Here is a 23,642-nt window from a genome sequence, read left to right on the forward strand (position 1 = left end):
TTGCGCGTGATCGGCTCCCCATTTTGCGAATAAACAGACATTTCCCGACGCGAATAGAGAAGAAGCACACCCTTTATTGGAAAGGGTGTGCTTCGGTATCAGTTTGCGCGGGTTATCCGCTGTGTGACACAGTCAATGGTCAGAGAATCGCCCATCTTGATGCTATCGAGAGCCGCGCCTTGCTGACACATCCAGCACAGACCCATTTCACGAGCGATAATCGCCGGGTGGGAGGCTTCGCTGCCGTCCCGCAGGCAGATACCTTTGATGGTCTTCGGATCGAGTTGCAGTACCGTAGACGGATAAATGACATCAGCTACCAGGATAGTGGGGCGCAAGAACGCGGGAATTTGTGCGCTCTCTCCCGTCAAATGTTGCAGTGAACGAGACAGCAAATCTTCAATATCAATGTATCGCGCCTGCAGATAAGGATCATCGAGCTGTAAATACTGCTGGCTGAGATCGCTCAGCACGTTTTGCCAGGCCCAGGCGGCACTGCATTGCTTTTCACGCATTACATCGCAGGCCATCTCAAACAGTTCAGGATCGTCCAACAGCGTGTGGTGACCGGAGAAGATGGCGGCGATATCAGCGGAATATCGCTCTTCTGCAAGCGCAGTGAGTTCGCTCAGATCGTTCAGCGTGCTTTGGATGGCAGCTTGTAATCGTTGCTGCTCAGCCTGGAGTGATGCAGTGGGTTGCGGGTTTACCTCGGGCGAGAACGGCGTGTAACAGAATGCCGTCCCCGTGACTTTTGAGGGAGCCTGAGTTGCCTTGTTATCAGCATTAGCGGACTCGAGCGATTCACCAAAATTCTCTGCTGCCAGCTGTTTGAATGCGGCCAGCGCATCCTCTGCCTGTTCGCCCTTGGCAATCAGGCGTAGCGTGTCATTACAGCGTACCTGCAGCAGAGCTATCTGATTCAGGCTATCAGGGACCACACACTTGCCGTTTTTCTCCAGCCACATGTCGGCGTTAAAACCAGACAACGCAGAAACCAGCCGGGAAGCTGGGCGAACGTGGATGCCGTTAGGGTTTTTCACCACAATGGCAACAGAACGGGCATCTGCATCGGGAGAAAGTGCTGCGGATGCGGGTTTCACTGCGGATGGCGAAGGTAAACCCAGTTGCTCACATTTAGCGTCGAGGGCGTTCATGGCATCACGGATGACCCGCTCGATATCAGCACCCGCGGCGGCGCTAACCGTCGCAGCCAGTGTGCCTTCAACCAGTGGTGCTGCGCACAAACGCACTTTGGCGGCAATGTTTGGGTCGAGCAGTTCCAGCGCGGTTTCCGCACTCAGTAATGCACTACCGATATCCATCATCACCAGCACGTGGTCCGTATCGGCCACGGACTCGATGGCTTCCATCACCTTAATCGGATCGGTGCCAATCGGATTCTCAGGATCATCAATGCCAGCGGCAATGGCGATTTTGCAATCACCGCCCATTAACATCTGCCGGGCCAGCGCACCGACGCCTTCGCCCAGTTGGGCGCTGTGAGAAACAATAACCAGGTTTACCATCGCTTTATCCTTACTCTCTGGACGCCTGAGCCAGCATTTGCATCATAAACATGACCGACGTTGCGCCGGGATCCTGATGCCCAATACTGCGCTCACCAAGATAGCTGGCACGGCCTTTGCGAGCCTGCATGGTGATGGTGCTTTGCGCCGCGGCTTCCGCTTGCTGGCTTGCCGCTTCCAGCGCCGCCTGTACACTCAACTTTTGTTCACAGGATTGACGTAAAGACTCGACTACTGGCAGCCAGACGTCGCACATAGTTTTATCGCCAGGTTCAGCCTTACCGCGGCTAATCACACCTTCTGCGCCATCACGCATCATTTGATACAGCTCTTCAAGCGTCAGGCTTTGATGAGCCTGAGTCACCTGGGCGGCGCGAATAAAAAAAGTGCCAAACAGCGGTCCACTGGCCCCACCGACGCTTGAGAGCAGCACCATACCGGTGTTTTTCAAAATAAAGCCGATGTCTTTATCTGCGATGGATGGCAGCTTTTCAACGACTTTGCTGAAACCACGATGCATGTTCAGACCGTGGTCGGCATCGCCGATCTCCCGATCAAGTCCGGTGAGAAAATCACTTTCAGTGGTGAATATATCGCCGCAGCGATAGAGCCAGTTAACAATTTGCGTTCTGTTGAGGGACATCATGAATCTCCTTATTTACCCCAGTTGAGAGCAGGGGTGTGAACCGGCGCATCCCATAAGCTCAGCGTTTCGTCATCCACCTGTAACAGGGTGATTGAGAAACCGGTCATATCCAGAGAGGTACAGTAAGAACCGATCAGGTTGCGCTCAATGACGATGCCTGCATCCTGACAACGGCTTTCGAGGCGGTTATACACGCCGAAGAGTTCAGACAACGGCGTCGCACCGAGATTATTGACCAGCGCAATAACGCGATCGCCACTTTGTAACGCACGCTTGCTTTCTTTACCTTCCTGCCATGCGCCCTGGACGTTGTCCCAGTGGCGGAGCGTACGGCTGTAGTTACCGTTTTCCAGTAGGGTATCGAACATTTCATCAACGGTCTGATCGAGAGAGGTGAAGGGGCGACGGTCAATGCCGGGTTCCCCATGGATACCTACGCCAAACTCCATCTCGTTATCCTGCAACGTGAACGAAGGTTGTCCGGCTGCCGGAACGGTACAGGCGCCAATGGCTATGCCAATGGAGTGGCCCTGGTTATTCAGCTTACGACCCAGCGCCGCACAGGCTTCCAGCGAGTCACCGCGTTCGGCGGCTGCGCCGACCAGTTTTTCGATCAATACGGTATTCGCCACGCCACGACGACCGGCGGTATACAAACTGTCTTTCACCGCCACGTCGTCATCCACCACCATGGTGGTGACTTTGACGCCGCTTTCATGCAGCAGCTCGGTAGCGGTTTCGAAATTAAGAATGTCGCCGGTGTAATTTTTGATTATCAGCAGCACGCCTTCGCCACCGTCAATTTGCATGGCGCATTCGAACATTTTATCCGGCGTGGGTGAGGTAAAAATCTCACCCGGGCAGGCGCCAGAGAGCATGCCCTGACCAATGTAGCCGCAGTGCATAGGTTCGTGTCCGCTGCCGCCGCCGGAAAGCAGCGCCACTTTGCCCATCACCGGCGCATCTGCGCGGGTGACATATACCGGATCCTGATGCAGTGCCAGGGAAGGATACGCTTTCGCCAGTCCGGCGAGTTGTTCATTCAGTACGTCTTCAACACGGTTGATCAATTTTTTCATTATTTATGCTCCGCAGACAGTCCTGGATGGCTGCCAAATTCGGGCAGACATCTGATGTAGGGTATCGGTTGGTTCAACGTCACGGCGACCGCTCGCTGCCGATAAGGTAATTTTGCACACGGGTTTGCAAAAGAAAATTGCTGAGCGGAGCGTTTCATTACGGAACAACATCATTTTATAACGTTCCATATTGAAACGTGATGGTGCATAAAACAGCGAAAATGAGAGATCGGGCAGTATTTTATGGGGAAAGACTACGTGCAGGATTTTGCTAAAAAAAACCACCTGCCGGGCAGGTGGTTTATGCGAGGGGAAATTATCGGTATTAGCCCGGATAAATTCCGCGATCTTTTCGTGCCAGCAGAATGCGTTCGCAGGCAACAATGTAGGCTGCGGTACGCAGGGAGCAGGATTTCTCAGCTGCTTTTTCCCATACATGCACCATCGCATCGGTCATGATTTTGTCCATGCGATTGTTGATCTCTTCTTCACTCCAGAAGAAGCTTGCCATGTCCTGAACCCATTCGAAGTAGCTGACGGTTACGCCGCCGGCGTTACAGACCACGTCAGGCACAACCACGATACCACGGCTTGCCAGCACATCGTCGGCATCCGGATAGGTTGGGCCGTTAGCGCCTTCAAGTACCAGTTTACAGGTCAAGGTTTCCGCACGGTGACGGGTGATCTGACCTTCGAGCGCGGCCGGAATAAGAATATCCATCTCCAGGCTCCAGAAGGCTTCGCTGGCAATGGTTTCAGCGCCCGGGAAACCGGCAATCTGTTTGTGCTCTAACTGCCAGGCAGACAACGCGGCCATGTCGATACCCGTGGAGTTAAACAGCGTAGCGGTGTGATCCTGAATCGCGACTACACGCGCACCCGCAGCGGCGAACAGGCGGGCGGCTTCGCTGCCGACGTTACCGAAACCTTGTACCGCCACGCGAGCGCCTTCAACTTCAATGTTGGCACGGCGTGCTACTTCCAGACCGCTGACGAAAACGCCGCGACCGGTGGCTTTATCACGACCTAATGAACCGCCAAGGTGAATCGGTTTACCGGTGACCACGCTGGTCACGGTGGTGCCGTGGTTCATGGAGTAGGTATCCATCATCCATGCCATGACTTTTCCGTTAGTACCTACATCCGGCGCAGGAATGTCTTTCTGCGGCCCAATGATAATGCCGATTTCGCTGGTATAACGGCGGGTTAAACGCTCCAGTTCACCTTCAGACAGTGAGAATGGATCGACGCGCACACCGCCTTTAGCGCCGCCGTACGGCAGGTTCAACGCCGCGCATTTGATGGTCATCCATGCGGACAGGGCCATCACTTCATTAAGATCAACATCAGGATGATAACGCACACCGCCTTTGCCCGGACCGCGGGAGAGGTTATGTTGCACGCGATACCCTTCAAAATGACGGATAGTGCCGTCATCCATCTGCACCGGGATATCGACAATCAGCGCGCGTTTTGGGTGACGCAGGGTATCCACCCAATGGGAAAGTTCGCCCAGGTAAGGGGCCACACGCTCGATTTGTTGCAGGTAGGTATTCCAGGCAGATGTGCTGCTATCTGAAGCGTAAGATAACTTATCCATGATAAACCTTAGTTATAAAAGTAATATGTTCTTAATTTGGCCGTGGTATACAGTGAATCTCACCATATAAACCTAAATTTAACATTTTTTTCATAGAACGGCCTGCCTGGCCAGCACGGATTATCGGCATAAATAGTGTGGGCTTTGGTTTGGCAGTGAATAGTTATTCTTTGTATTTGCTTGTATTGCGGTTTTTTTGCGATTTATTTAATTTAATATGCATAAATTGTAAAAATCGCAATTTGTCATATTTATGACGCACCTCTAAAAGTAAATAATATGATAATAAAATGTATTTGCTTTATTGCTGTTAAGCTGGGCGTCAGTAGGTCACGGCGATGGTGACAGTATCGGCATAGTTGTCTGGCGTGTAGTTCGCGCTGGGAACGGTGGCGTAAACCGGGTAGGTTGTCGTTGTCCCCGTACCGTTGCCCGCAACGGTATTGAGCGATGTATTGCCCCAGACCATCCCGGAAGGACCTGGTGTCGAACTAAGCTGGTAGGGGACTTTATCCGTATTTGACCCCGTGCCCGCCATCACGCCGCTGCCTGCCGTATTGCCGTTGGAGGGCTGAAGCCCGATGGTGTAAGGCGTGTTATTGGAACAGGCTACGCCTACGGTATTTGAAGCCGTGAGATTACGCCCGGTCGCCCTGGCTGGCGCAAAGCTAATATCGCTTGCAGAGGTGATGTTGCACTGTTTGCTGACGGTCGCCGATACGGTGAAAGGCAGCCTGGCGGCAACGGTATCGCCACAGGTTGTTGGCGGGAAAAGTAATCCGGGATTGAGAGTGACAAGGGCTGTGGCCGTCGTATAGCTATCCTGATAGTTTCCGGGGACGGCTGAAGTTTGTGGCGTGACGATCTGCGCCGAAACCGTGAGTGAACCCGTCACTGGCGTCAGATTCAGCAGGCTAAGCTGTACCATGGGAAAAGTGGTTCCCGACTGATACTGACTTCCCCAGACTTTGGTGTGCCCGCTATCCTGGTAAAGCTGGTATGCCAGCGTTCTGGCAGGCGTGCCGCTTAATGACATATTTCGCGGTGTCACCTGGCCACTGACGGCCGAGGCGCCAATATTAAAACAGAGATTGATCCCAGCCAGCGCGTCACCAAGCTCTTTGGTGCAGGTGTAACTGAACGTCATTGATGACGTAGCGCCTGTCGCAGACAGTGGATTGACCGAACCTAAATTTATGGGTTGCACATTGCTCACCGAACAAGTTACCGCATGGCTAATTGCCGGGCAAAAAAGTACGGCAGCGATGAGTAGCAGATGTCTTAACCTCATGAGCGCACTCCTGTTAGTGTGGGCGACAAACCAGCGGGCCTATATACACAATCCCCTTTGCTGACGCGGGATAGTCAAATTGCACACGGCAACTACCGGTGTCCGTATCAACGCGCAGCGTGTTGTGCTGCTCCAGGGTGTCGAACCAGGTCATCCCATCAAAGCCAACGATAGACGACTGTCCTTTTCCGTTGATGGCGTAAGCCATGCTGCCTTCAGGAATTGGCTTACCCTGATTGTCGACGAGGATAACCTGCGCAGCGCGGACGGGAGTGATGCCAAAGCTAACCAAAGTACCGGAACGATCGGCAGGCGTGGCATTCGCCTCAACGCGTGCGATCCGCATATTGGTGGGGAGATCCATCGGGTCAATACTGATCAGGTTTTTTTGATAACTGTTGAGCGGCGTGACCAGCAGTAGTCCCTGGTCATCGCTGCGACCAATCAGGTTATTTTGCAATTTGACCGGAACATCAGGCACGCCGTCAGTTGAGACGACGGCAAAACCATTGTTGATTTCTCTTGCTGCAAACAGGCCGCCTCCCATGGTTACCAGCGATCCGGTTGCGCCTGCATAGCCGTAATGGTTATCCGGTAAACGGCTGAATCCCACGTACGCTTTACCATAACGCCCCAGATATCCCACTTCTCCCTGGCCACTTTGCCGGGAAGCCTGCTGACTGGCGGCCAGATTCCAGCCCCAGCCGCCGTCGGCAGGGGGCGTCAGGCTAGCGTTGAGCTGGTAGCCGGTTTCGTCGTTGGTACGTTGTAGGGTGCTGCTGGCGCTCAGATTGTTGTCGGTAGCGATCGTCACCATCAAATAGAGACTGCGATCGCGGTTATCGTCAATGTTCTGGTTGAATCCGGCATTCAGAGAGATGTTGTCTGTAACAGACTTAAACCAGCTGGCGTTGGCGTAGCGCACCGCATTTTCGTGTGGATAACGAAACTGCAAATAGCTCAGGCTGACATTACCGGCAGCTTCCAACGAATAGCCAATGACTGTGTTGCTGTTAAGCGTGGGAGGAGGCTCGCCGTAATGGGTGGCGACATCGCGATAATCGCCGGAAGTTGCCGTGGTACTGGTACTGAAATTAAACCGTTCACCGGACCAACGGTAACCAAAACTGTACAAAAAACCGTTCTTTCCTGAGTCGGTACTTGTGGCAAGTGAGGTCGAAAACGTGCCGCTACGGGTTCCCGGGATCCAGTCGTTACTGAAGCCCGCGTTAATCAGTCCATCGCTGGTTTCCGCATGAGTCCCGGCGGTGAACGTATTGCTAAACCCGCGACGCCACGTAGCGCTCAATACTGGTGCGCTGGCATAATCAAAAGAGGAGTAACCATAATTTTCGCGTACCGTGCCTAATTCTGCCGACCAGGCGGTTAATCCTTCCCGCAGGAGTTGCTGATCGTTGTAGAACGAGAAATTTTGTACGCTCGTTCTGCCCAGCGCATCTGTCATCATTACCTGACCCGTTCCCGCGCCGCTGATGTTAGGCATTGTGTTGATCTGAAAGCTACCTGCGGGGACTTCTCCGTTGTAGTACCTGACGCCGTCGACGTACAGCTCAACGTTTGATGGTAACGTCGCGGATCCCAGATATGCAGGGAGCGGGGTGGTTGGCATATAAGGCTGCAACCCAAAATCGGTGCCTATCTGAATGCCGCCGATACGCGTCGGTCGGGACCAGATGAGTGAACTTGTCAGGGTATCGCCTACGGTTAACGCCAACATCGTATCAGGAAATGACGTACGCCAGCCGGTATCAAGGCGTTCAAAGCTGTTATCGGCATATTCCTCGGTAGAGTACTGCGTCAACTGGGTGGTGCTGAGCACGCCGGCCGCATTGAAGGCGCGAATTTCGCTGAAGGTATTGATTGCGCTTTCATCCCCCTGTTGGGTATAGATATCATAATTGAGCAGCGCCCCACGTGATGTTGTTGCCGTTGGCGCTGTTTCGGTGGGCGAGTTAAGCTGCGTGGTCGCAAGATCGAGTGAACTGAGTGGCGCGGTAAGCGAGAGCGTTTGCAACTGAACGTTGTAGTCAATGGTTAGCTGCGGGATATCGTTAAGGCAGACGGCGTTAGTGGCGTCTGAAGCAAAGCGAAAGCCCATTTTACGCAGGGTATCTGCTCCCGCATAAAGCTTTCCATTATCGTAGCCAAAATGTACCAGCCCAACGGGATTTCCATTTAAGGTGACGTCGAGATACAAATCGACTCCCGTAATCTGCGAGGTGCTATTAATAACACCACCTTCGCTCTGGTTATTATTCAGCGTTTGTGCGCAAACCATTCCCGATATTAATACTCCATTGAGAAAGCAATATTTCACCAGAAGCCAGGATCTGTTACAGATCTTGTACTGTTTTTTGGCCATTGATTGTGACTTCAACTTTCCCGCCATAATGATTATTACTGGCCGACGGGGAGACTATCCAGCGCATTGTTGAGCCGGGTAAAACGTAGCCTAATAGTCCGGGTGTAATGACTTTTTTAGTACCATCAGGGCTTATAAATGTTGCAGCAGATAACTGTGCATGCCCATTTCCCTGATTACTGACTTCAATAAATTTTTTGCCATCCAGTTGTTGTAATTTCCATTGCAGTTTTGCCTGCGTTTGCGCCGCTGATGTTGGTTGAATGAAAACGGGAACGGAATAATGCAGCACAAACTGAAGCTTGTTTTTTTCGACTTTTGCAGGCGGTAACTCATCTATCGATAAACGATAAGCGTCTTCGGCATGTGCCGAGGGAGGGGTTGTGCGAATAACTCGGATCAACTGACGTTCTCCAGGGGCCAATGCCAACATCGGCGGGCTAATCACCAGCCCCTGAGAGGGGGAAAGCTTGTCGTCATAAGCGCTTTGGTTCCAGCGAAAAACCCGAACCTGGGCATTGAGCACATTTTCACCCGCGTTACTCAGCCAGATACCATCGGCATTTTGCGTCGCTTGCAACGTTAACGTGACCGGGGCTATTTGCAGCCCACTGGCGGTGGCAAGGTTGATGCTCGCAACTATCCCTGACAGGCATGCGCAGGCACACTGCTTAACAGGCAGTTTTACTCTCATGTGGCTTCCTGAAGTTAGTAGTTAACGTTAACCGTTACCGTGTCGGAATAGTCGTCAGGAGTGAAGTTGGCGCTTGGTGCCGTGGCATAAACAGTGTACGTCTGCGCCAGACCCGTCCCCGTCGCCGCTACGCCATTTCCAGGCGCAGTGTCTGTGGCGGTATTCCCCCACACCGGACCTGTTGCTGACGTACGATTTAGCTGATAGGGCACTTTATCGGTATTGGTGGCTGCGTTAGCAACGGAGGACATGGCGCCAGATCCTGTTGTCGTCCCTCCATTGGCAGCCGACGGTGCCAGGCCGATAAAATAGGGCGTGGTTTTTGAGCAATTAATTGAAATAGTGTTGCTTGCACTGGTATTGGTCGCCGTGGTATTCACCGGACCAAGTGTGATATTTGAAGCCGAACCCGCAGTCACGGTACAGGCCTTTTGAATCGTCATCAACACCTGAAATGTTCCGTTAACGGTTGCTGCATTTGCCACAGAAATAATGGAAAAGGCGCAGCAACAAAGAATTAAGCGTTTGTCTAAGACTAGAGCCATATCCTTTACCTTTTTCAAATAACCACATTTATTACTTTAGAAAAACAATAATGCGGCACAAGAAGACATAATTTAACCCTAGAATAAGTATTAGACGTACGCCAGTTGATCTAATAAATTTTACTTAGGAAAAAGGTGATGTCGTCTACAAAAAAATAATACCAATGGGTGAGTATGTTGTTTTGTTTTTATGCTACGACCGGGGTTAAGTCAGGAGGATAGGGGGCAACATATTCCTTGGGTGGTACTCAAAATAACTACCCAAAAAATGAGAGCCGCATGGTTTATCTTACACGTATTACGTGTTGATTACGGGCTGTGGAAAATGACCTTATAACCTTGTTCATTCCAGTGTTGTAGCAGTTCATTTTGTCTGCGGGTTGGCGTAATACCGGTCCAGACAAAAAGGGTTTGCCCAGGGAAAAGTTCTGGTCTTGGCGATTCAATGGGTTCAGCCAGAACAGCAATATGCCAACCAGATTGCGATAAACGCCAGGCTTCGAGCCACAGACGGGTTCTGTCTTCAACATCCCAGGCCATCAGGAGGGCATCCTTTCCTGACTTGCGCCTCGTTTCAGACAGCAGTGTGGCAACATACTCAATCAATGCGCCATCAAGCATGCTGTTCATTATGCGGGATGTATTATGGTCAAGTATCAGCCGTTGACGTACGGGAAGATAAACGTGATCAATCAGCGCATCTACGGGGTGAACGCGACCGAGTGCGGTAATTTTGGCTCGCAGCTTCGGCGGATGTGCCATGCGAAGAATGCTCATCATCTCTTCTTGTAATTGATTCCAGTCGTCGTCAGCTTGACGGGTACTGGTTTCCAGCAATGCCTTAACTTTGCCAACAGGTATGCCATTGCTAATCCAACGTTTTATTTCTTCAATACGCTGAATATCTTCTTCATCAAAGAGTCGGTGGCCACCTTCACTGCGTTGAGGTTTGAGTAAACCGTAACGTCGTTGCCATGCCCGAAGGGTGACAGGATTTATCCCGCAACGTTCTGCGACATCCCCAATGCTGTAATAAGCCATAGTTCCCCCGGACACTCCTGATTCTCCGTCACCGATATGCGGTTCCTGTTACTTTGTACAACATGCATTAAATTGTACAAAACATACAGAGGATTCTAGCAAAAATAAGATTTACTTTACTATCACGCAGGGAGTAAATGCTGAATTTTTATGCTCAGCATGAGAGAGGGCAGGGATTGTTGTTTACTAACAATGTGTTAGTTGTTATTGCTCTGAGAAATCATTTTTCTCTGGCCATGCAACAGAGGGAATACCATTCAGGCAGGCTTGTGCAAAAAGGTTACCCTGGAAGATTTCAATACCTGCGGACTCAAGCCACATCCACTCTTCAGGTTTTTCAACGCCGACCGCGGAAATCATGATTTCCAGTGAAGTGCAGCATTTGATAATTGCCTGAATGATGGCCTGTCCTGGTCCACTTTTATGCACATCCGTGATCAGCTCGCGGCTTATCTTAATTCGGTCGGGTTGAAAACGAGACAGAAGCTGAAGCCCGGCAAAACCTGCCCCAAAATGATCTATCGCCACACAGATCCCCGCAGCCTTGAGTGACTTTACGGCCTGCGCGAACGTATCAAAGCGCGAAATAACTTCGCTTTCGGTAAACTCTACAATGATTTGTTCAGGCACCAGTCCGTGCGCCGCGATTTCGTTTATCAGAAAGCTGACTGCATCGGGTTTGTTTACCAGGGTCATGGGAAGCAGATTGACTGACAGCATTTTGTCGTTAAGTCCCAGCGCGCTTGCCATTGCAAAAGCAGTCTTTTTGCTCTGCAGATCCGCGGTATACAGTTCCTCAGGATTTAAGTTGCCAAAATAAGTTGCGGGCGTTTCACCGTCTCTTCCACGAATAAGTGCTTCCAGGGCAATGACACGTTGCGACATAGGATCGATAATTGGTTGAAAAGCAAAGCTGAAATCGATATTGGACGGGAGTGCGCTTTTATCCAGGAGAGTACAAGAGTTGTCGGCAATAAAACTCCAGTAATCAGGTGCAGGGATTTCAAAATAGCTCGATTTTTCCGTCGCGAGGACAAATGTGCGGAAAAACTGTAATGCACGGTCATCATAGGTGAGCTGAAATTTTGATGTCCCCTTATTCAGCACCGCTTGCAGAACGTCATTGCGTTCATGTTTTTGTAGATCAAATAACTCCATTCCCACTTTTCCGAATCTTCTCGCAGGAGCGTAATCACACATCAGCTCAACGATATTGTGGTGCCGTGAATCGTTACAAATACAACGATAAATCTCTTTTACCTGCTCCTCAGGGCCTTCAAGCAGTTGGAAAAAGTGGTGACCGTTAAAGAGTAAGATCCCCGTAACATCAGATCGCCTGTTTTTGATATTTGCGGCTGTCACCATATCCTCAAGCGCTCTGAGGGGGGCGTCATCACGGAGATGGCTACGGTAAATAATGGTCGTGAGCATGGACAGTCCGGGATCTAAGGGAGGGGAAGAAGTATGGACAGTATCAAACAAACCAGCTTATGTCCTGATTTTAATACATTATTCTAACTTTATTTTTACAATAAAGGCCTTTAAACAGATCAAATTCATTCGTTAAACGAAGTGGATTGTACAACTGAAGTTGATTTTATGTAACTTGATTTTTATGTAACTAACTGATTATATTGATTTAGCACTTTTTGACAAAAATTGATGATTCATGTTGTACACATTTTCGGTACAACTTTGCTACTGTTATAAAACTTAATATTCACCAGCATTTTGTTACAGGAGCATGACATGCAGCAGCATACCGTTCGCACTGATACTGCAAGCGCGATTTCTCGTTACTTTGCGAAGGCGCATCTGCCAACTCAACAGGAAACATTGGGAGAAATCGTCACTGAGATACTCAAAGATGGACGCAATCTGAACCGCAAATCACTTTGCACCAAGCTTCTGTATCGTCTTGAAAAAGCATCAGGGGAGAAAGAACAGAAACATTACAATGCGTTAATTGGCCTGCTTTTTGAATAAAATAAACCCCTTATATGATAGGGGTAAGTAGTGAAGGAGTTATGAAGAAAACTGTTAGTGAACGCCTTAAACATGAAATTACAGGTTTGGCTGTGCTAGAAATTTTGCGAATGCATACAGACGTTTCGTTAGCTGCAGTGATTAAGCAATTGCGACTTATGCAGGCCAGTGAAATAGATGGTACACGCAAGCAATTAATTGACAGCGTTATCAATGATTTTACAAACCTTAATCCGGGGAAGATAAGCAAAAAACCGGATAAAACCAGAAATGAGAGTGCTTTCAGTGCCAGCAAAAACCCTAAATTACATTAAAGATAATCTTCCAGACTATACAAGCGAGGTTACCATGCTTCATGAAATTAATGTCCACAGTGTAATGACGGATAAAGCTTTATCAAGTTACTTCCATAATGCAGGTGAGCTATTAGCAGATGAGTCTGTGGTATTGGGGCAGGCGGTAACAAATGTAATTCTGGCAGGTGATAATGTTAATAATAAAAACATCATTTTAAGCCTGATTAGTTCTCTGGAGTCAACAGTTGACGTTGTGCAGGCAGATGTTATCAGAAAAACCCTGGAAATAGTGTTGCGCTACACAGCTGACGACGTCTAAAAAGTCTTCATATTAATATAATATGTACAGTACCTTTGTTATATGCTGAAAGCACTCATGCTGAGCATTTTTTTGATTAAGACTATACATAGCACCTTCTCTGGAACAATTGTGATTTTTCATTGAGGCCATAATGATGAACATCGTTCAGGAATACACTGGAAACGCAGAATTATGGATTAATGATATCTTTATCAGGCAAGGATTGAAGAATATCCTTGCAGATATCGTTTTTGAAGATGATCAGACGCAGCTGGTGTTCTTTACCGCGAATCACTTTGACGCGGTAAAAAGGCAAAATTATGATCTGAATACGCATCGTCTGGTGCTGCTGATTGACGGTCATCTGTACCAGTATCTCAATGAGTTATCACTTTACAGGCTGCCAATAGACGTTAGCGTTGCCACATTCAAACAATTTATTATTGATATTACTCGTTCTAGCGGTATACACGAGAATCAGTCGGAACTAAATATTTCGCTGACTGCGCGAGATAAATATATTTTAACGCAGCTAGGAGAAGGTCGAACTATTGTTGAGATATCCGCCTTATTAAATCTACACTTAAAAACGATTTACCAGGCCAGGCAGAATCTGATCAAGAAACTTGGTTGTTCCGGGCTGATTGATTTTCAGGGAATACTGCGAGCGAAAATATTCCGCAACTGGCTGGAACATGCCTGAGTAAATCGACAGTTCGTACTTCTTGTTGAGGGTGTACGACAGGGCCAATGGCCCTGTCCGATATAATTAAAACTTCGCTACTCTGTCACCAGTTCATTTTCCACCTTCTGCTGATGATGCTTTTTGCTCAACGAGAAGTAGCCAAATATTAGCGTTATTACCACGATGCTGGCCATAATCAGGAAGATTTCCTGATAGCCCACTTTATCAAACAACTTACCGACAGGCAGAGACAGCACGATGATGCCAATGGAACTGGCGATATTGAAGCCAATAAGGTATATCGTTGACGACAGGCGCTTATCAAAATTCGCTACGCTGAATTTAAACACTGAAATAACAAACAGTGGGACTTCCAGCGCATGGAGCATTTTAATCAAGGAGATAATATAAATATCGGTGAACAGTGCTGAACCCAGGATTCGACAGGTCATGATTGTGCCACCCAGCAGCAATGCGGATTTAGGCCCGATGCGGTTAATCAGGAACGGAACCAGCGCCATGCCGACAGCTTCCATAAACACCTGTACCGAGTTGAGGTAGCCGTATACGCGTGGTGCCAGTTCGGGATCGTCAAATAAGCTGGCGTAAAACACCGGGAACATCTGCTGGTCGTAGATGCTATAGAACGACCAGGTACCGACGACAAAAATGACGAAAAACCAGAACTGCGTATCTTTAAAGATAGTGAGAAAATCCTTTCTGGTCAGCGCGTCGGGTTCAGGAGAAAGCGTTTTTTCAGAAGATGGGGCGGGTGAGTTGGTTTTGAACAACACGTTAATCAACAGGAATAACACCCCCATTACCGATACGCACCAGAAGTTAATGTGTGGGTTGATGCTGAAAAAGATACCTCCAACAAAAGTCCCTGCGGCGTAGCCAAGCGATCCCCACAAGCGGGCGGTGCCGAATTCAAAGTTGAATTTGCGGCTCACTTTTTCGACGAAGCTTTCTACCAGACCACAACCCGCGAGATAGCCAAGGCCAAAGAAAATGGCTCCCAGCGCCATACCAAGCTTGAAGTTGGAGGTCAGCAGCGGTTCGTAAACATAAATCAGGAACGGGCCGCTAAGCGTGATGACTATCCCCATCAGCCAGATAAGGTGTTTACGGGTGCCGAGCTTATCCTGCAGAAAACCGTAGACCAGCATAAACAGCATGCTAAAGAACTGGTTTACGGCATACAGCATTCCCAGCTCCGTTCCAGACAGGCCGAGTTTATTTTTTAGCCATATGGCATAAAAAGACCACCACAACGACCAGGCGGCAAAGAAAAAGAGCAGATACCCGGATGAGTACCGATATTTGTCATTACTGAACGGCATATTTATCTTCATGATTTTTCCAATCCAGATCAGGTCATTGTAAGGTCTTTTTGATACGACATAATGCGTGCGCCGTATTACGGGGTAATCGTTCTCCGTAGCGACGGTTGTGACTGAATAAAGCTGCTCAGGTGTTGGCTGTCGGGAAAAGCGCTTAGCGCGCCAAGCCGGGTGGTCGCCAGAGCACCACAAGCGCTGGCCTGCTCGATAAGCGGAAGTAGCGTTGACGTAGATGTGGGCCAGCCTTCTCCGGCGAGTGCCGCCAGCAGTCCGGCCATAAAGGCGTCACCGGCGCCGGTGGTATCGATGCTTTCGACGCTATAGCCACTTAAAGTTAGCCTGCTGTTTTGCCAGAAAGCGATAGCGCCGTCGGCACCGCGGGTGACGATTTTCAGGCGTGCAGGAAAATCTACCAGGCGTTCGCAGGCGCTACTGAGACAGTCGGATTGTGTTAGCCACAGCAGTTCTTCTTCCGACATCTTCAGAATGTCGCTCTGCCGGGCAAACTCGCTGACATGGTCAAACATCTGCATCTCGTTGCTCCACATCTGCGGACGCAGATTGATGTCAAAGCTCAGCGTACCGCCGGTCTGTCGCAATGCGGCCATTGCCTGGGCGAGGGTGGCGCGGCAGTCAGGGGCAACCAGCGCCAGCGAGCAGAAGTGCAGAATATCGGCACCAAAGTCGGGCAGGCTCGCCGGGCTGAGAAATTGATCGGCAGACGGATTGACCAAAAACTCAAACTGCCGCTCGCCGTTGGGAGCCAGTGAAACCAGTACGGTACTGGTGTGCTGATGTGCATCAAACTCCATACTTCCTGTATCCACCTGGGCTTTAGCCAGCGTCTGATGCAGAAAGCGACCAAAAGTGTCATTGCCCACACGGCCAATAAAACCGCTGGCGTGGCCAAGGCGAGCGACGCCGATTGCCACATTGAAGGGAGCGCCTCCCGCGCAGGCTTCAAACTGCATATTGTCGCGCGGCAATAAATCCACCACGGCGTCTCCGAGCGTCCAGATAGTCATTATTTTTCCCCAAAGCAGTAAGACGGGTGTTTATTTGGCGCTGAGCGGCCAGGCATGCCCTTGATTAAAAATGGCGTGTCCGTTCTGGCTGAATAAGGTCAGTTGACGATCGTCCGGTTCAGGATAAATACGACTGCTAAGGGTATATTCACCGTCATTGACAAATACCTCTACCGAGGAGCTGTCGATAAATAAGCGCAGATCCAGCAGGTCACCAACTGGCAGCGGCACGCTGCGATAACCAGAGAGACCATGCTGCGGGTAGCGACGATCCAGCACCAGACGCTGTGCCTGAGCATCGACGTAGACCCGTAGTCCGTCACCCAGCGCGATACCATATTCTTCAGCGCTGCTGCGGGTAATATCGAGGCTCAGTTTGAGTTCGATGGCGAGCGCCCGTTCTTCGACTATTAAGGTTCGATTGTACAAGTCGCTAACTGGCCAGACATGGAGCGGACCGCGCAATGATTCCAGTTCTTTAATTGGGTTCATACGCAGCCGCTGATTGGTATCGAGCGTCACCTCGCGGGGGAGGGTAAGCATGCCCGCCCAGCCGTCGGCCTGCTCTGGCATTGGCGATTCCCACATCGACAGCCAGCCAATCACAATTCGGCGCCCATCCGGGGTGACAAATGACTGGGGGGCGTAAAAATCATGCCCGTGATCCATCTCCTGGAAGGTGTGGGTGACGTGAAAATGGAGATTATCCTGCCATTCGCCGACCATATAGCCGCTCTGGAACAGGTTACGGTAAGCGTATCCGTTTGCGGAGATGCCCTGCGGCGAGAACATGAAGACGTGCTTATCGTTCAGTGGGAAGAGGTCCGGGCACTCCCACATGTAACCCATGCCGTCATCGGCCCTGCCGAGCGTGCTGGCAAACTGCCAGTGCTGTAGATCCTGCGAGCGATAGAGCTGCACTTCGCCCACGTCATCAACCCGGGCACCCACCACCATGTACCAGCTGTCTCCCTCTTGCCAGACTTTTGGATCGCGAAAATGGTGTACGCCTCGCGGGGTATCCAGAATCATGCCCTTGCGTTCAAAGTGGATCCCGTCGGTGCTGGTGGCCAGGCACTGTACCTGATACAGGTTTTCCTCTTTCGCCTCGCCGTCAAACTTGTGTCCGGTGTAGATCAGGGCCAACTTATTGCCTTCAACCACCGCTGAACCGGAAAAACAGCCGTCTTTATCTTCCGGCCCTTCTGGTGCCAGTGCGATGGGTAAGTACTCCCAGTTCACCATATCGCGGCTGCGCGCATGGCCCCAGTGCATTGGTCCCCAGACCGGCTGCCACGGATAGTGCTGATAGAACGCATGGTAGTAACCATCGAACCAGGACAGACCGTTGGGATCGTTCATCCAACCCGCCGGTGGTGCCAGGTGGTAGTGTGGATACCAGCGCGGGTTTACAAGGTCTTTCTGCTGACTTAAGGCTTCGTTGGCTTTGGAAAGTAGTGAGGTCATTTGCTTGTCCCTGTAAGTGAATTGATCAAAAGATAACGTTAACATTCTCGGTTTTCTCGCAAATTTGGTGGTAATATCGATGTTAATCACAAAAGTTAACGTTAACATTTTGCAGGTGTTATCGAGATCGCATTTTCAGATCCCAGCAAAGTGAACACCGGCGAAGGAGAGGGTATGGCATCTTTAAAGGATGTGGCGCAGCGGGCTAACGTCTCGTTAATGACCGTATCGCGGGCAATTAACGAGCCCGAACGACTACGGCCTGAAACCTATAAAAAGGTGATGGAAGCGGTAGATGCGCTGGGGTATGTCTCCGATCTCTCCGCTAAGAAAATTCGTGGCGCGAAAACCACGGCTAACACGATTGGGGTGCTGGCGCTGGACACCATGACTACGCCATTTTCCGTGGAGATAACGCTCTCTATCGAAGAGACCGCGCGGGCGCACGGTTGGAATAGCTTTGTGGTGAATATGTTCAGCAATGACAAGCCAGAGAAAATGGTTGATCTGCTGCTGGCGCATCGTCCGGACGGTATTATCTACACCGCGATGGGGCTGCGCCAGGTACCGGTACCGGAAAAGCTGCATAAGTATCGCTGCGTGCTGGCGAACTGTGAAAGCACAAGCGGCCCTTTTCCCACCTATATTCCCGATGATGAACAAGGGCAATATCTTGGCGTGAAAGCGCTGTTGGCCGCAGGCTATCGTCGACTGCTGTGCATCCACCTGCCGAAAGGAATTGTGGCGACCGATCGCCGTCGGGCGGGAATGGAGAGGGCCTGTCGTGAAGCGGGTGTCGACCCTGATGCAATGTTCCACCACTATCTTCCGCCGGGCGAGAGCCACCATATTGATGCGGCGGAGATTGCCGGGCATTACCTGAGCGGCGCGCGCCCGATGTTTGATGCGGTGGTGTGCGGTAACGACCGCGTGGCTTTTGTTATTTACCAGGTCTTGCTGGGGCGAGGGCTGCGCATTCCGCAGGACGTCGCCGTGCTGGGTTATGACAATATGGTGGGCACTGGTGAGCTGTTTTTACCGCCGCTATCAACGGTACAGCTACCGCACTATGAAATTGGCCGTCTCAGTGCACTGCACCTTATCCAGGGGATCGAGCACCGGGATACTGTACGGGTAGACAGCCCCTGGCTTCCGCGCGCTTCAATATGATTCACCTGACGTGGCTATTCTATTTCAAGCGTTTGCAACGCGTCTCGTTATTACATGCATAGTTTATTTTGCCAGAAACATTGCATTGACAGCGCAATCTGTAACGTTACACTAAACCGTTGTAGTTCATGATTTCTAAGAAGATGGCAATGCCGGGAATGAGAGTCTTCCGCCATTCATCGATTGCTGCAAAGGAGATGTATGGCGAATATTCGTGATGTCGCAAAGCATGCTGGCGTTTCCGTCAGTACGGTATCCAATGTGCTCAACGGTCGTACCGATCAAATGCGGGCTGAAACGTTGGCGCGTATCCAGCAAAGCATGCAGACGCTGAATTATTTTCCAAATCGGGTGGCGCAACAACTCAAGACCGGACAGGCGAAAATGATTGGCCTGCTGGTGCCGTCCATTGTGAATCCCAGTTTTGCCGCGCTGGCCCGTGAAGTCGATCTGGCCGCCAAAAAGTATCAGTACCGGGTGCTGATTGGTAATACCTACCGGCAGATTGAAGAAGAAGAAGCTTTTCTGGACGATATGTTTTCCCATGGCGTCCGCGGGATTATCGTTGCCGCCTGCGATATTGAAAAAGCGCATTTTGCACGAGCGGCAGAGCAGGGCATGGTGATGGTGAACTATGATGGCCGTATGCCTGCGCGCGCACAGTCCGACCATTTTGCGCTCGACAGCGTATCCATGGACAATATTGACGCCGGGCGAATGGCGGCAGAACACCTGATCGCCCAGGGATGTCGTCGTCTCGCGTTTGCCACGGTAGAAGGGATGACGCCCAGCCGTGCACACAAAATCGACGGTTTTCTCCGCGCGGTGCAAGATAACGAGCTATATCGGGAAGGGATGATCATTGAAGGTCAGGCCATGGCGGCGTATGGCGACACGGAAATGACCGAACTTGGACGAGCGCTAGCGTTGAAAATCAGCCAACAGCCGGTGCTCCCGGATGGTATTGTGGCGATCAACGATGCGCTGGGTATTGGGCTGATGGCCGGTCTGCATCAGGCCGGGATACATGTGCCGCAACAAATTTCGATTGTAGGTATCGATAATATCCCACTGTCCGGGCTGGTTTTCCCTGGCCTGACTTCAATCATGCCACCGCTCCGGGAAATGGCAGCGGTGATGGTAGACCGGTTGATTGAACGGACAGAAAACCCCTCAATTCCACCCGAGGAGTTTTTGTTCTCTCCGTCGTTGGTTTGCCGACAATCGGTACGCTAGCGACGTGATAGGAGAAGAATTGCGCATTCTTCTCGTTTTGTCATATCAGCGTTGGTGCCACAGTCAGCAGGATATTGGCGAAGCGGCGGGTTTCACCGGACGCGATGACCAGGATTGTGTCGGACGATTTGGCTTGCGAGTAAAACGCGTTACGCTCGACATGCTCGATCTCGATCGCCTCCGACAGCATGCCGCGGTATTCGCATTCGATCGTATTATTAAAATCCACCGGGCTTGCCATTAATGTGACTTTTTCCACATTAATATAGGCGAGAATTTTTTCCAGAATAATGACGCTACTGATCATCCCCGGAGAAAAATTAAGCCAGATGATCCTCGCCTGCGTAGAGGTATTAGTTAAAAAAGAGTAATTTGCATCGGTGATTAAAATATTGGCCTTATGTCCGCACTGTGCCAGCGCCTGTAATAAATCTGGATGAATAATATCCGACTTGATCATATGTCATACCTGTTAACGCTGGCGGGCATTATTGCCCGCCACATATTTATGCCCGGTAAATACCGCCATTAATGTCGATAGTTGCGCCGGAAATGAAACCATCATATTCTGAAGCGAGAAAACAGATAGCCCTTGCCACATCTTCCGGTGTGCCAGCTCTTCCCAGAGGAATGGCTTGTATTGTCTGATCTGCTGAGGCTTGCGTGGTGTGTTGATTATGAAAACGCGTACCCAGAATCAGTCCCGGAGCAACCGCATTGACGCGGATGCCGTGTTCACCGAGTTCTGCAGCAAGCGAACGTGTCCAGGTTAGTACTGCGCCTTTGGTGGTGGAATAAACCAGAGAACCTGCATGACCGCCAGAGCGTCCGGCCAGAGAGGCCAGGTTGACGATACTGGCTCCGTCCGGCGCGTCTTTCAGCCAGGGTAATGCTTGCTGAGTGACATTCAGCATCGTCGTCATATTGACGTCGATGACCGTGCGCCAGAAATGTGGCTCAATCTCACCAAGCCATTTGCGGGAAATAATGCCGCCAACGTTATTAACCAGAATATCAATACCACCAAGAAATTCCGCTGCCTGCGCCACACAGTGGGCTGCATCTTCTTCATTGGTTAAATCGGCGAAACCACAGGCCGCCCGACAGCCCTGTTGTTCGGCGAGAGCCATTAATTCTCGTGGGCCTTCATCACCACTGAAATAATGAATATAGATATCGCATCCTGCCTCAATCAGTTTTTTCGCACTCTCTTTACCAATACCTTGTTCTGCACCCGTAATAAACGCTTTCTTACCCTTTAATAATCCCATTTCATACTCCCGTTATTCATATTTAAACGGCATCAGACTATGACGTTTTACCGCTTTTTGTGCGTGGATATCCCTGCCACCCGAGGGTGGCAAATAAAGGATTTAATTATCAGTAACCAGCCAGTCCAGGCAGCCAGGTGGTTAAGGGAGGGGCCATAGCGACAATAATGATGCCGACAAAAACCACCGCCAAATATTTTGTCATAGGTTTAATAACGTGTTTCATTTCCACGCCGCAAATGGCGCAGGTAGTGTAAAGACCAAGGCCGATCGGGGGTGAAAACAGGCCAAAACCCATTGCCATGATCATCACAATGCCAAAGTGCAGTGGGTTGAAGCCTAGCTGAATGGCAATCGGCACCAGAATTGGGGCGAAAATGATCAGCGCAGGTGCGCCTTCGAGAACCGCTCCAAAGATGATCAGAATGACAATGGTTAACATCAGGAAAAGCCAGGCACCTTGCTCCATACCAATCCCGACCAGAAGTTCAGCGATCTGTTGTGGGATCATTTGAATGGTCAGGGCATAAGAGAGGCTGGTCGCACAGGCCACGATGAACAACAGGACGCCGGACATTGCCGCGATATCTACGAACATTTTCACCGTTGCTTTCAGAGTCAGTTCACCAAATGCCAGGCGGCCTACCACAATGGCGTAGATCACCGCAAAAGCAGAAATTTCCGTGGAGGTGGCGATCCCCATCATGACTCCGCGGCCAATCATGAAGATCATGACCAGACCGACGGCAGCACCAAGATAAAGCTGAGTTCGTGGACGTAATACGGGGTAGGCTTCGTTGACGTTAATTTTCCCGCCGAAACGGTTGGCGGCGACCATTAACAGTACCAGCAGACAGGCTGCTGGGATCAGGCCAGCGATAAACAACGCTCCGATTGAGATGTTGGCGACAAAGCCCATCACGATCAGATTCACGCAGGGAGGAATAGTCTCCGCCATCACCGCGGATGCGGCAAATACACCGGCGGCTTCTTCGCTGTCCTGCTTCGCGCGGCGTACCGCAGGCATTAATACTCCGCCGACGGCTGCCACATCAGCCAGTTTGGAGCCGGAGATACCGGAGAAAAAGGCCATCGATAGCACGGTTGTCATGTTCAGACCACCGCGAAAGCGTCCCATACCACGTACAATCAGTTCGACCAGACGCGTGGACATGCCGTTGATTTCCATTGCTGCACCAGCGAGCAAGAAGAATGGAATCGCCAACAGAACAAAGTGGTCTACACCCGCAGCCACCTGCTGAGAGAAAAAGACAAAGGGCAGGGAAGGGTCGCAGATAAAAAAGACCATTGCGGACATGCCAAGGGTGAAGGCGATCGGTACGCCGGCCAGAATGCCGAGTACGAAGCAAATCAGCATCAGGCCTGCCGCCGCGCTGGCAGGATCGGCCATCAGCGAAAGTTTTAGATAACCTAGTGCCGCCAGAACGATGATCCCAACACCGCTAAGCAACACCACTCTGGCGCGTTCATGCAGGGCATGCTCCAGTGCGGCCACCATCATCACCACTGAGCCGATTAATACCGGAATGACATAGATGGTCTGTGGCAGACCAGTCTCGGTGGTTTGTAATCGCGCAGCTTGCACCAGATCATAACTGGAAACGACCAGCCCGACGGAGACCAGGAACAAGATCCAGCGGCTGGCATGGACAACGTAAGGACGAACGTTTTCAGGCAGGAAGCGTAAGAACAGATCGACGCCAATGTGTCCGCCTCTGCCGGTCGAGGTAGCGACGCCAAAAAAGACCAGCGCTATCATCAGCGCACGCGCCACTTCTTCCGCCCAGTGGATCGGTGAGTGCAGAGCGTAGCGCCAGATCACCGAAGCGAATACCACCAGCACGTTGATAAACAGCACCAGCGCCCCAGCCCAGGACGTTAAGGTTGTCAAAAACCGACTCAGCCGCCCCAGCAGCGTCAACAAAGAATTTTCATCCTTTGTTTTTATTGAAATATCTGCCATGGTGAATTCCTTTCATGGTTTGTTTGGGCAACATCGCCGACCGGCGGAACTGCACAGGTCGACGATGTAT

At 50.7% G+C, this 23,642-nt stretch carries 22 protein-coding genes; 6 read left to right on the top strand and 16 right to left on the bottom strand.

Translation table 11 applies throughout. The annotated features are described in order from the left end of the window. Nucleotides 1-98 precede the first annotated feature (98 nt). The 10 genes from dhaM to OGY83_RS03370 all read right to left on the bottom strand — a co-directional run bounded on the left by dhaM (nt 99) and on the right by OGY83_RS03370 (nt 12,239). The gene (dhaM, locus tag OGY83_RS03325) at nt 99-1,529 is read right to left on the bottom strand and encodes a dihydroxyacetone kinase phosphoryl donor subunit DhaM (protein ID WP_286635277.1); all 1,431 of its coding nucleotides are present in this window, start codon (nt 1,527-1,529) and stop codon (nt 99-101) included. 10 nt (nt 1,530-1,539) lie between these two features. Then, a complete protein-coding gene (gene dhaL / locus OGY83_RS03330; protein WP_123267351.1) occupies nt 1,540-2,172 on the bottom strand; it encodes a dihydroxyacetone kinase subunit DhaL in 633 nt (210 codons plus the stop codon). A gap of 11 nt (nt 2,173-2,183) precedes the next feature. After that, a complete protein-coding gene (gene dhaK / locus OGY83_RS03335) occupies nt 2,184-3,254 on the bottom strand; it encodes a dihydroxyacetone kinase subunit DhaK (RefSeq protein ID WP_003833521.1) in 1,071 nt (356 codons plus the stop codon). 325 nt (nt 3,255-3,579) lie between these two features. Beyond that, entirely contained in the window at nt 3,580-4,854 is a 1,275-nt protein-coding gene (locus OGY83_RS03340; RefSeq protein ID WP_079937475.1) for a Glu/Leu/Phe/Val family dehydrogenase, read from the bottom strand. Between the two features lie 322 nt (nt 4,855-5,176). Then, nucleotides 5,177-6,145, bottom strand: coding sequence for a Csu type fimbrial protein (locus OGY83_RS03345; RefSeq protein ID WP_286635278.1), 969 nt, complete (start codon nt 6,143-6,145; stop codon nt 5,177-5,179). Nucleotides 6,146-6,158: 13 nt separating this feature from the next. After that, nucleotides 6,159-8,444, bottom strand: coding sequence for a fimbria/pilus outer membrane usher protein (locus OGY83_RS03350; RefSeq protein WP_286635279.1), 2,286 nt, complete (start codon nt 8,442-8,444; stop codon nt 6,159-6,161). A 55-nt stretch (nt 8,445-8,499) separates the two neighbouring features. Next, nucleotides 8,500-9,222, bottom strand: coding sequence for a fimbrial biogenesis chaperone (locus OGY83_RS03355; RefSeq protein ID WP_286635280.1), 723 nt, complete (start codon nt 9,220-9,222; stop codon nt 8,500-8,502). 14 nt (nt 9,223-9,236) lie between these two features. Next, nucleotides 9,237-9,767: a Csu type fimbrial protein gene (locus tag OGY83_RS03360; protein ID WP_079937471.1), complete on the bottom strand. Its 531-nt coding sequence runs from the start codon at nt 9,765-9,767 to the stop codon at nt 9,237-9,239. A 309-nt stretch (nt 9,768-10,076) separates the two neighbouring features. Further along, complete coding sequence (locus OGY83_RS03365; RefSeq protein WP_008784993.1) at nt 10,077-10,808, bottom strand: MerR family transcriptional regulator; 732 nt, start codon at nt 10,806-10,808, stop codon at nt 10,077-10,079. A gap of 204 nt (nt 10,809-11,012) precedes the next feature. Then, nucleotides 11,013-12,239, bottom strand: coding sequence for a diguanylate phosphodiesterase (locus tag OGY83_RS03370; protein ID WP_286635281.1), 1,227 nt, complete (start codon nt 12,237-12,239; stop codon nt 11,013-11,015). Nucleotides 12,240-12,557: 318 nt separating this feature from the next. Here OGY83_RS03370 and ycgZ point away from each other — a divergent pair, with 318 nt between their 5' ends. The 4 genes from ycgZ to OGY83_RS03390 all read left to right on the top strand — a co-directional run bounded on the left by ycgZ (nt 12,558) and on the right by OGY83_RS03390 (nt 14,094). Then, nucleotides 12,558-12,794: a regulatory protein YcgZ gene (gene ycgZ / locus OGY83_RS03375; protein ID WP_123267345.1), complete on the top strand. Its 237-nt coding sequence runs from the start codon at nt 12,558-12,560 to the stop codon at nt 12,792-12,794. Between the two features lie 41 nt (nt 12,795-12,835). Further along, entirely contained in the window at nt 12,836-13,108 is a 273-nt protein-coding gene (locus tag OGY83_RS03380) for a hypothetical protein (RefSeq protein ID WP_286635282.1), read from the top strand. Nucleotides 13,109-13,142: 34 nt separating this feature from the next. Further along, complete coding sequence (locus tag OGY83_RS03385; RefSeq protein WP_008784990.1) at nt 13,143-13,409, top strand: biofilm development regulator YmgB/AriR family protein; 267 nt, start codon at nt 13,143-13,145, stop codon at nt 13,407-13,409. Between the two features lie 133 nt (nt 13,410-13,542). Beyond that, the gene (locus OGY83_RS03390) at nt 13,543-14,094 is read left to right on the top strand and encodes a LuxR C-terminal-related transcriptional regulator (protein ID WP_286635283.1); all 552 of its coding nucleotides are present in this window, start codon (nt 13,543-13,545) and stop codon (nt 14,092-14,094) included. Between the two features lie 77 nt (nt 14,095-14,171). Here OGY83_RS03390 and OGY83_RS03395 read toward each other — a convergent pair whose 3' ends face one another. From OGY83_RS03395 to OGY83_RS03405, 3 genes are all read right to left on the bottom strand, one after another. Then, nucleotides 14,172-15,431, bottom strand: a complete 1,260-nt coding sequence (locus tag OGY83_RS03395; protein WP_286635284.1) for an MFS transporter — start codon at nt 15,429-15,431, stop codon at nt 14,172-14,174. A gap of 65 nt (nt 15,432-15,496) precedes the next feature. Next, nucleotides 15,497-16,444, bottom strand: coding sequence for a PfkB family carbohydrate kinase (locus OGY83_RS03400; RefSeq protein WP_286635285.1), 948 nt, complete (start codon nt 16,442-16,444; stop codon nt 15,497-15,499). A gap of 30 nt (nt 16,445-16,474) precedes the next feature. After that, nucleotides 16,475-17,911 carry a glycoside hydrolase family 32 protein gene (locus OGY83_RS03405; protein WP_286635286.1) on the bottom strand — a complete coding sequence of 479 codons (1,437 nt, stop codon included), beginning with the start codon at nt 17,909-17,911 and terminating at the stop codon, nt 16,475-16,477. A 174-nt stretch (nt 17,912-18,085) separates the two neighbouring features. Between OGY83_RS03405 and OGY83_RS03410 the strand changes: the two genes are divergently transcribed. Beyond that, nucleotides 18,086-19,081, top strand: coding sequence for a LacI family DNA-binding transcriptional regulator (locus tag OGY83_RS03410; RefSeq protein WP_286635287.1), 996 nt, complete (start codon nt 18,086-18,088; stop codon nt 19,079-19,081). 183 nt (nt 19,082-19,264) lie between these two features. Beyond that, nucleotides 19,265-20,317 carry a LacI family DNA-binding transcriptional regulator gene (locus tag OGY83_RS03415; protein WP_416089226.1) on the top strand — a complete coding sequence of 351 codons (1,053 nt, stop codon included), beginning with the start codon at nt 19,265-19,267 and terminating at the stop codon, nt 20,315-20,317. Between the two features lie 40 nt (nt 20,318-20,357). On the opposite strand, the gene OGY83_RS03420 is transcribed toward OGY83_RS03415, so the two are convergent. From OGY83_RS03420 to OGY83_RS03430, 3 genes are all read right to left on the bottom strand, one after another. Next, nucleotides 20,358-20,777: an RbsD/FucU family protein gene (locus OGY83_RS03420; RefSeq protein ID WP_286635288.1), complete on the bottom strand. Its 420-nt coding sequence runs from the start codon at nt 20,775-20,777 to the stop codon at nt 20,358-20,360. Nucleotides 20,778-20,823: 46 nt separating this feature from the next. Next, nucleotides 20,824-21,588, bottom strand: a complete 765-nt coding sequence (locus tag OGY83_RS03425; protein ID WP_191214444.1) for an SDR family NAD(P)-dependent oxidoreductase — start codon at nt 21,586-21,588, stop codon at nt 20,824-20,826. Between the two features lie 109 nt (nt 21,589-21,697). Beyond that, on the bottom strand, nt 21,698-23,572 hold the full coding sequence (locus OGY83_RS03430) for a TRAP transporter large permease (protein ID WP_191214445.1): 1,875 nt from the start codon (nt 23,570-23,572) through the stop codon (nt 21,698-21,700). Between the last annotated feature and the right edge of the window lie 70 nt (nt 23,573-23,642).

The organism is Citrobacter sp. Cpo090, assembly GCF_030332665.1.
In the GTDB taxonomy this organism is placed as follows: Bacteria; Pseudomonadota; Gammaproteobacteria; order Enterobacterales; family Enterobacteriaceae; genus Citrobacter; species Citrobacter portucalensis.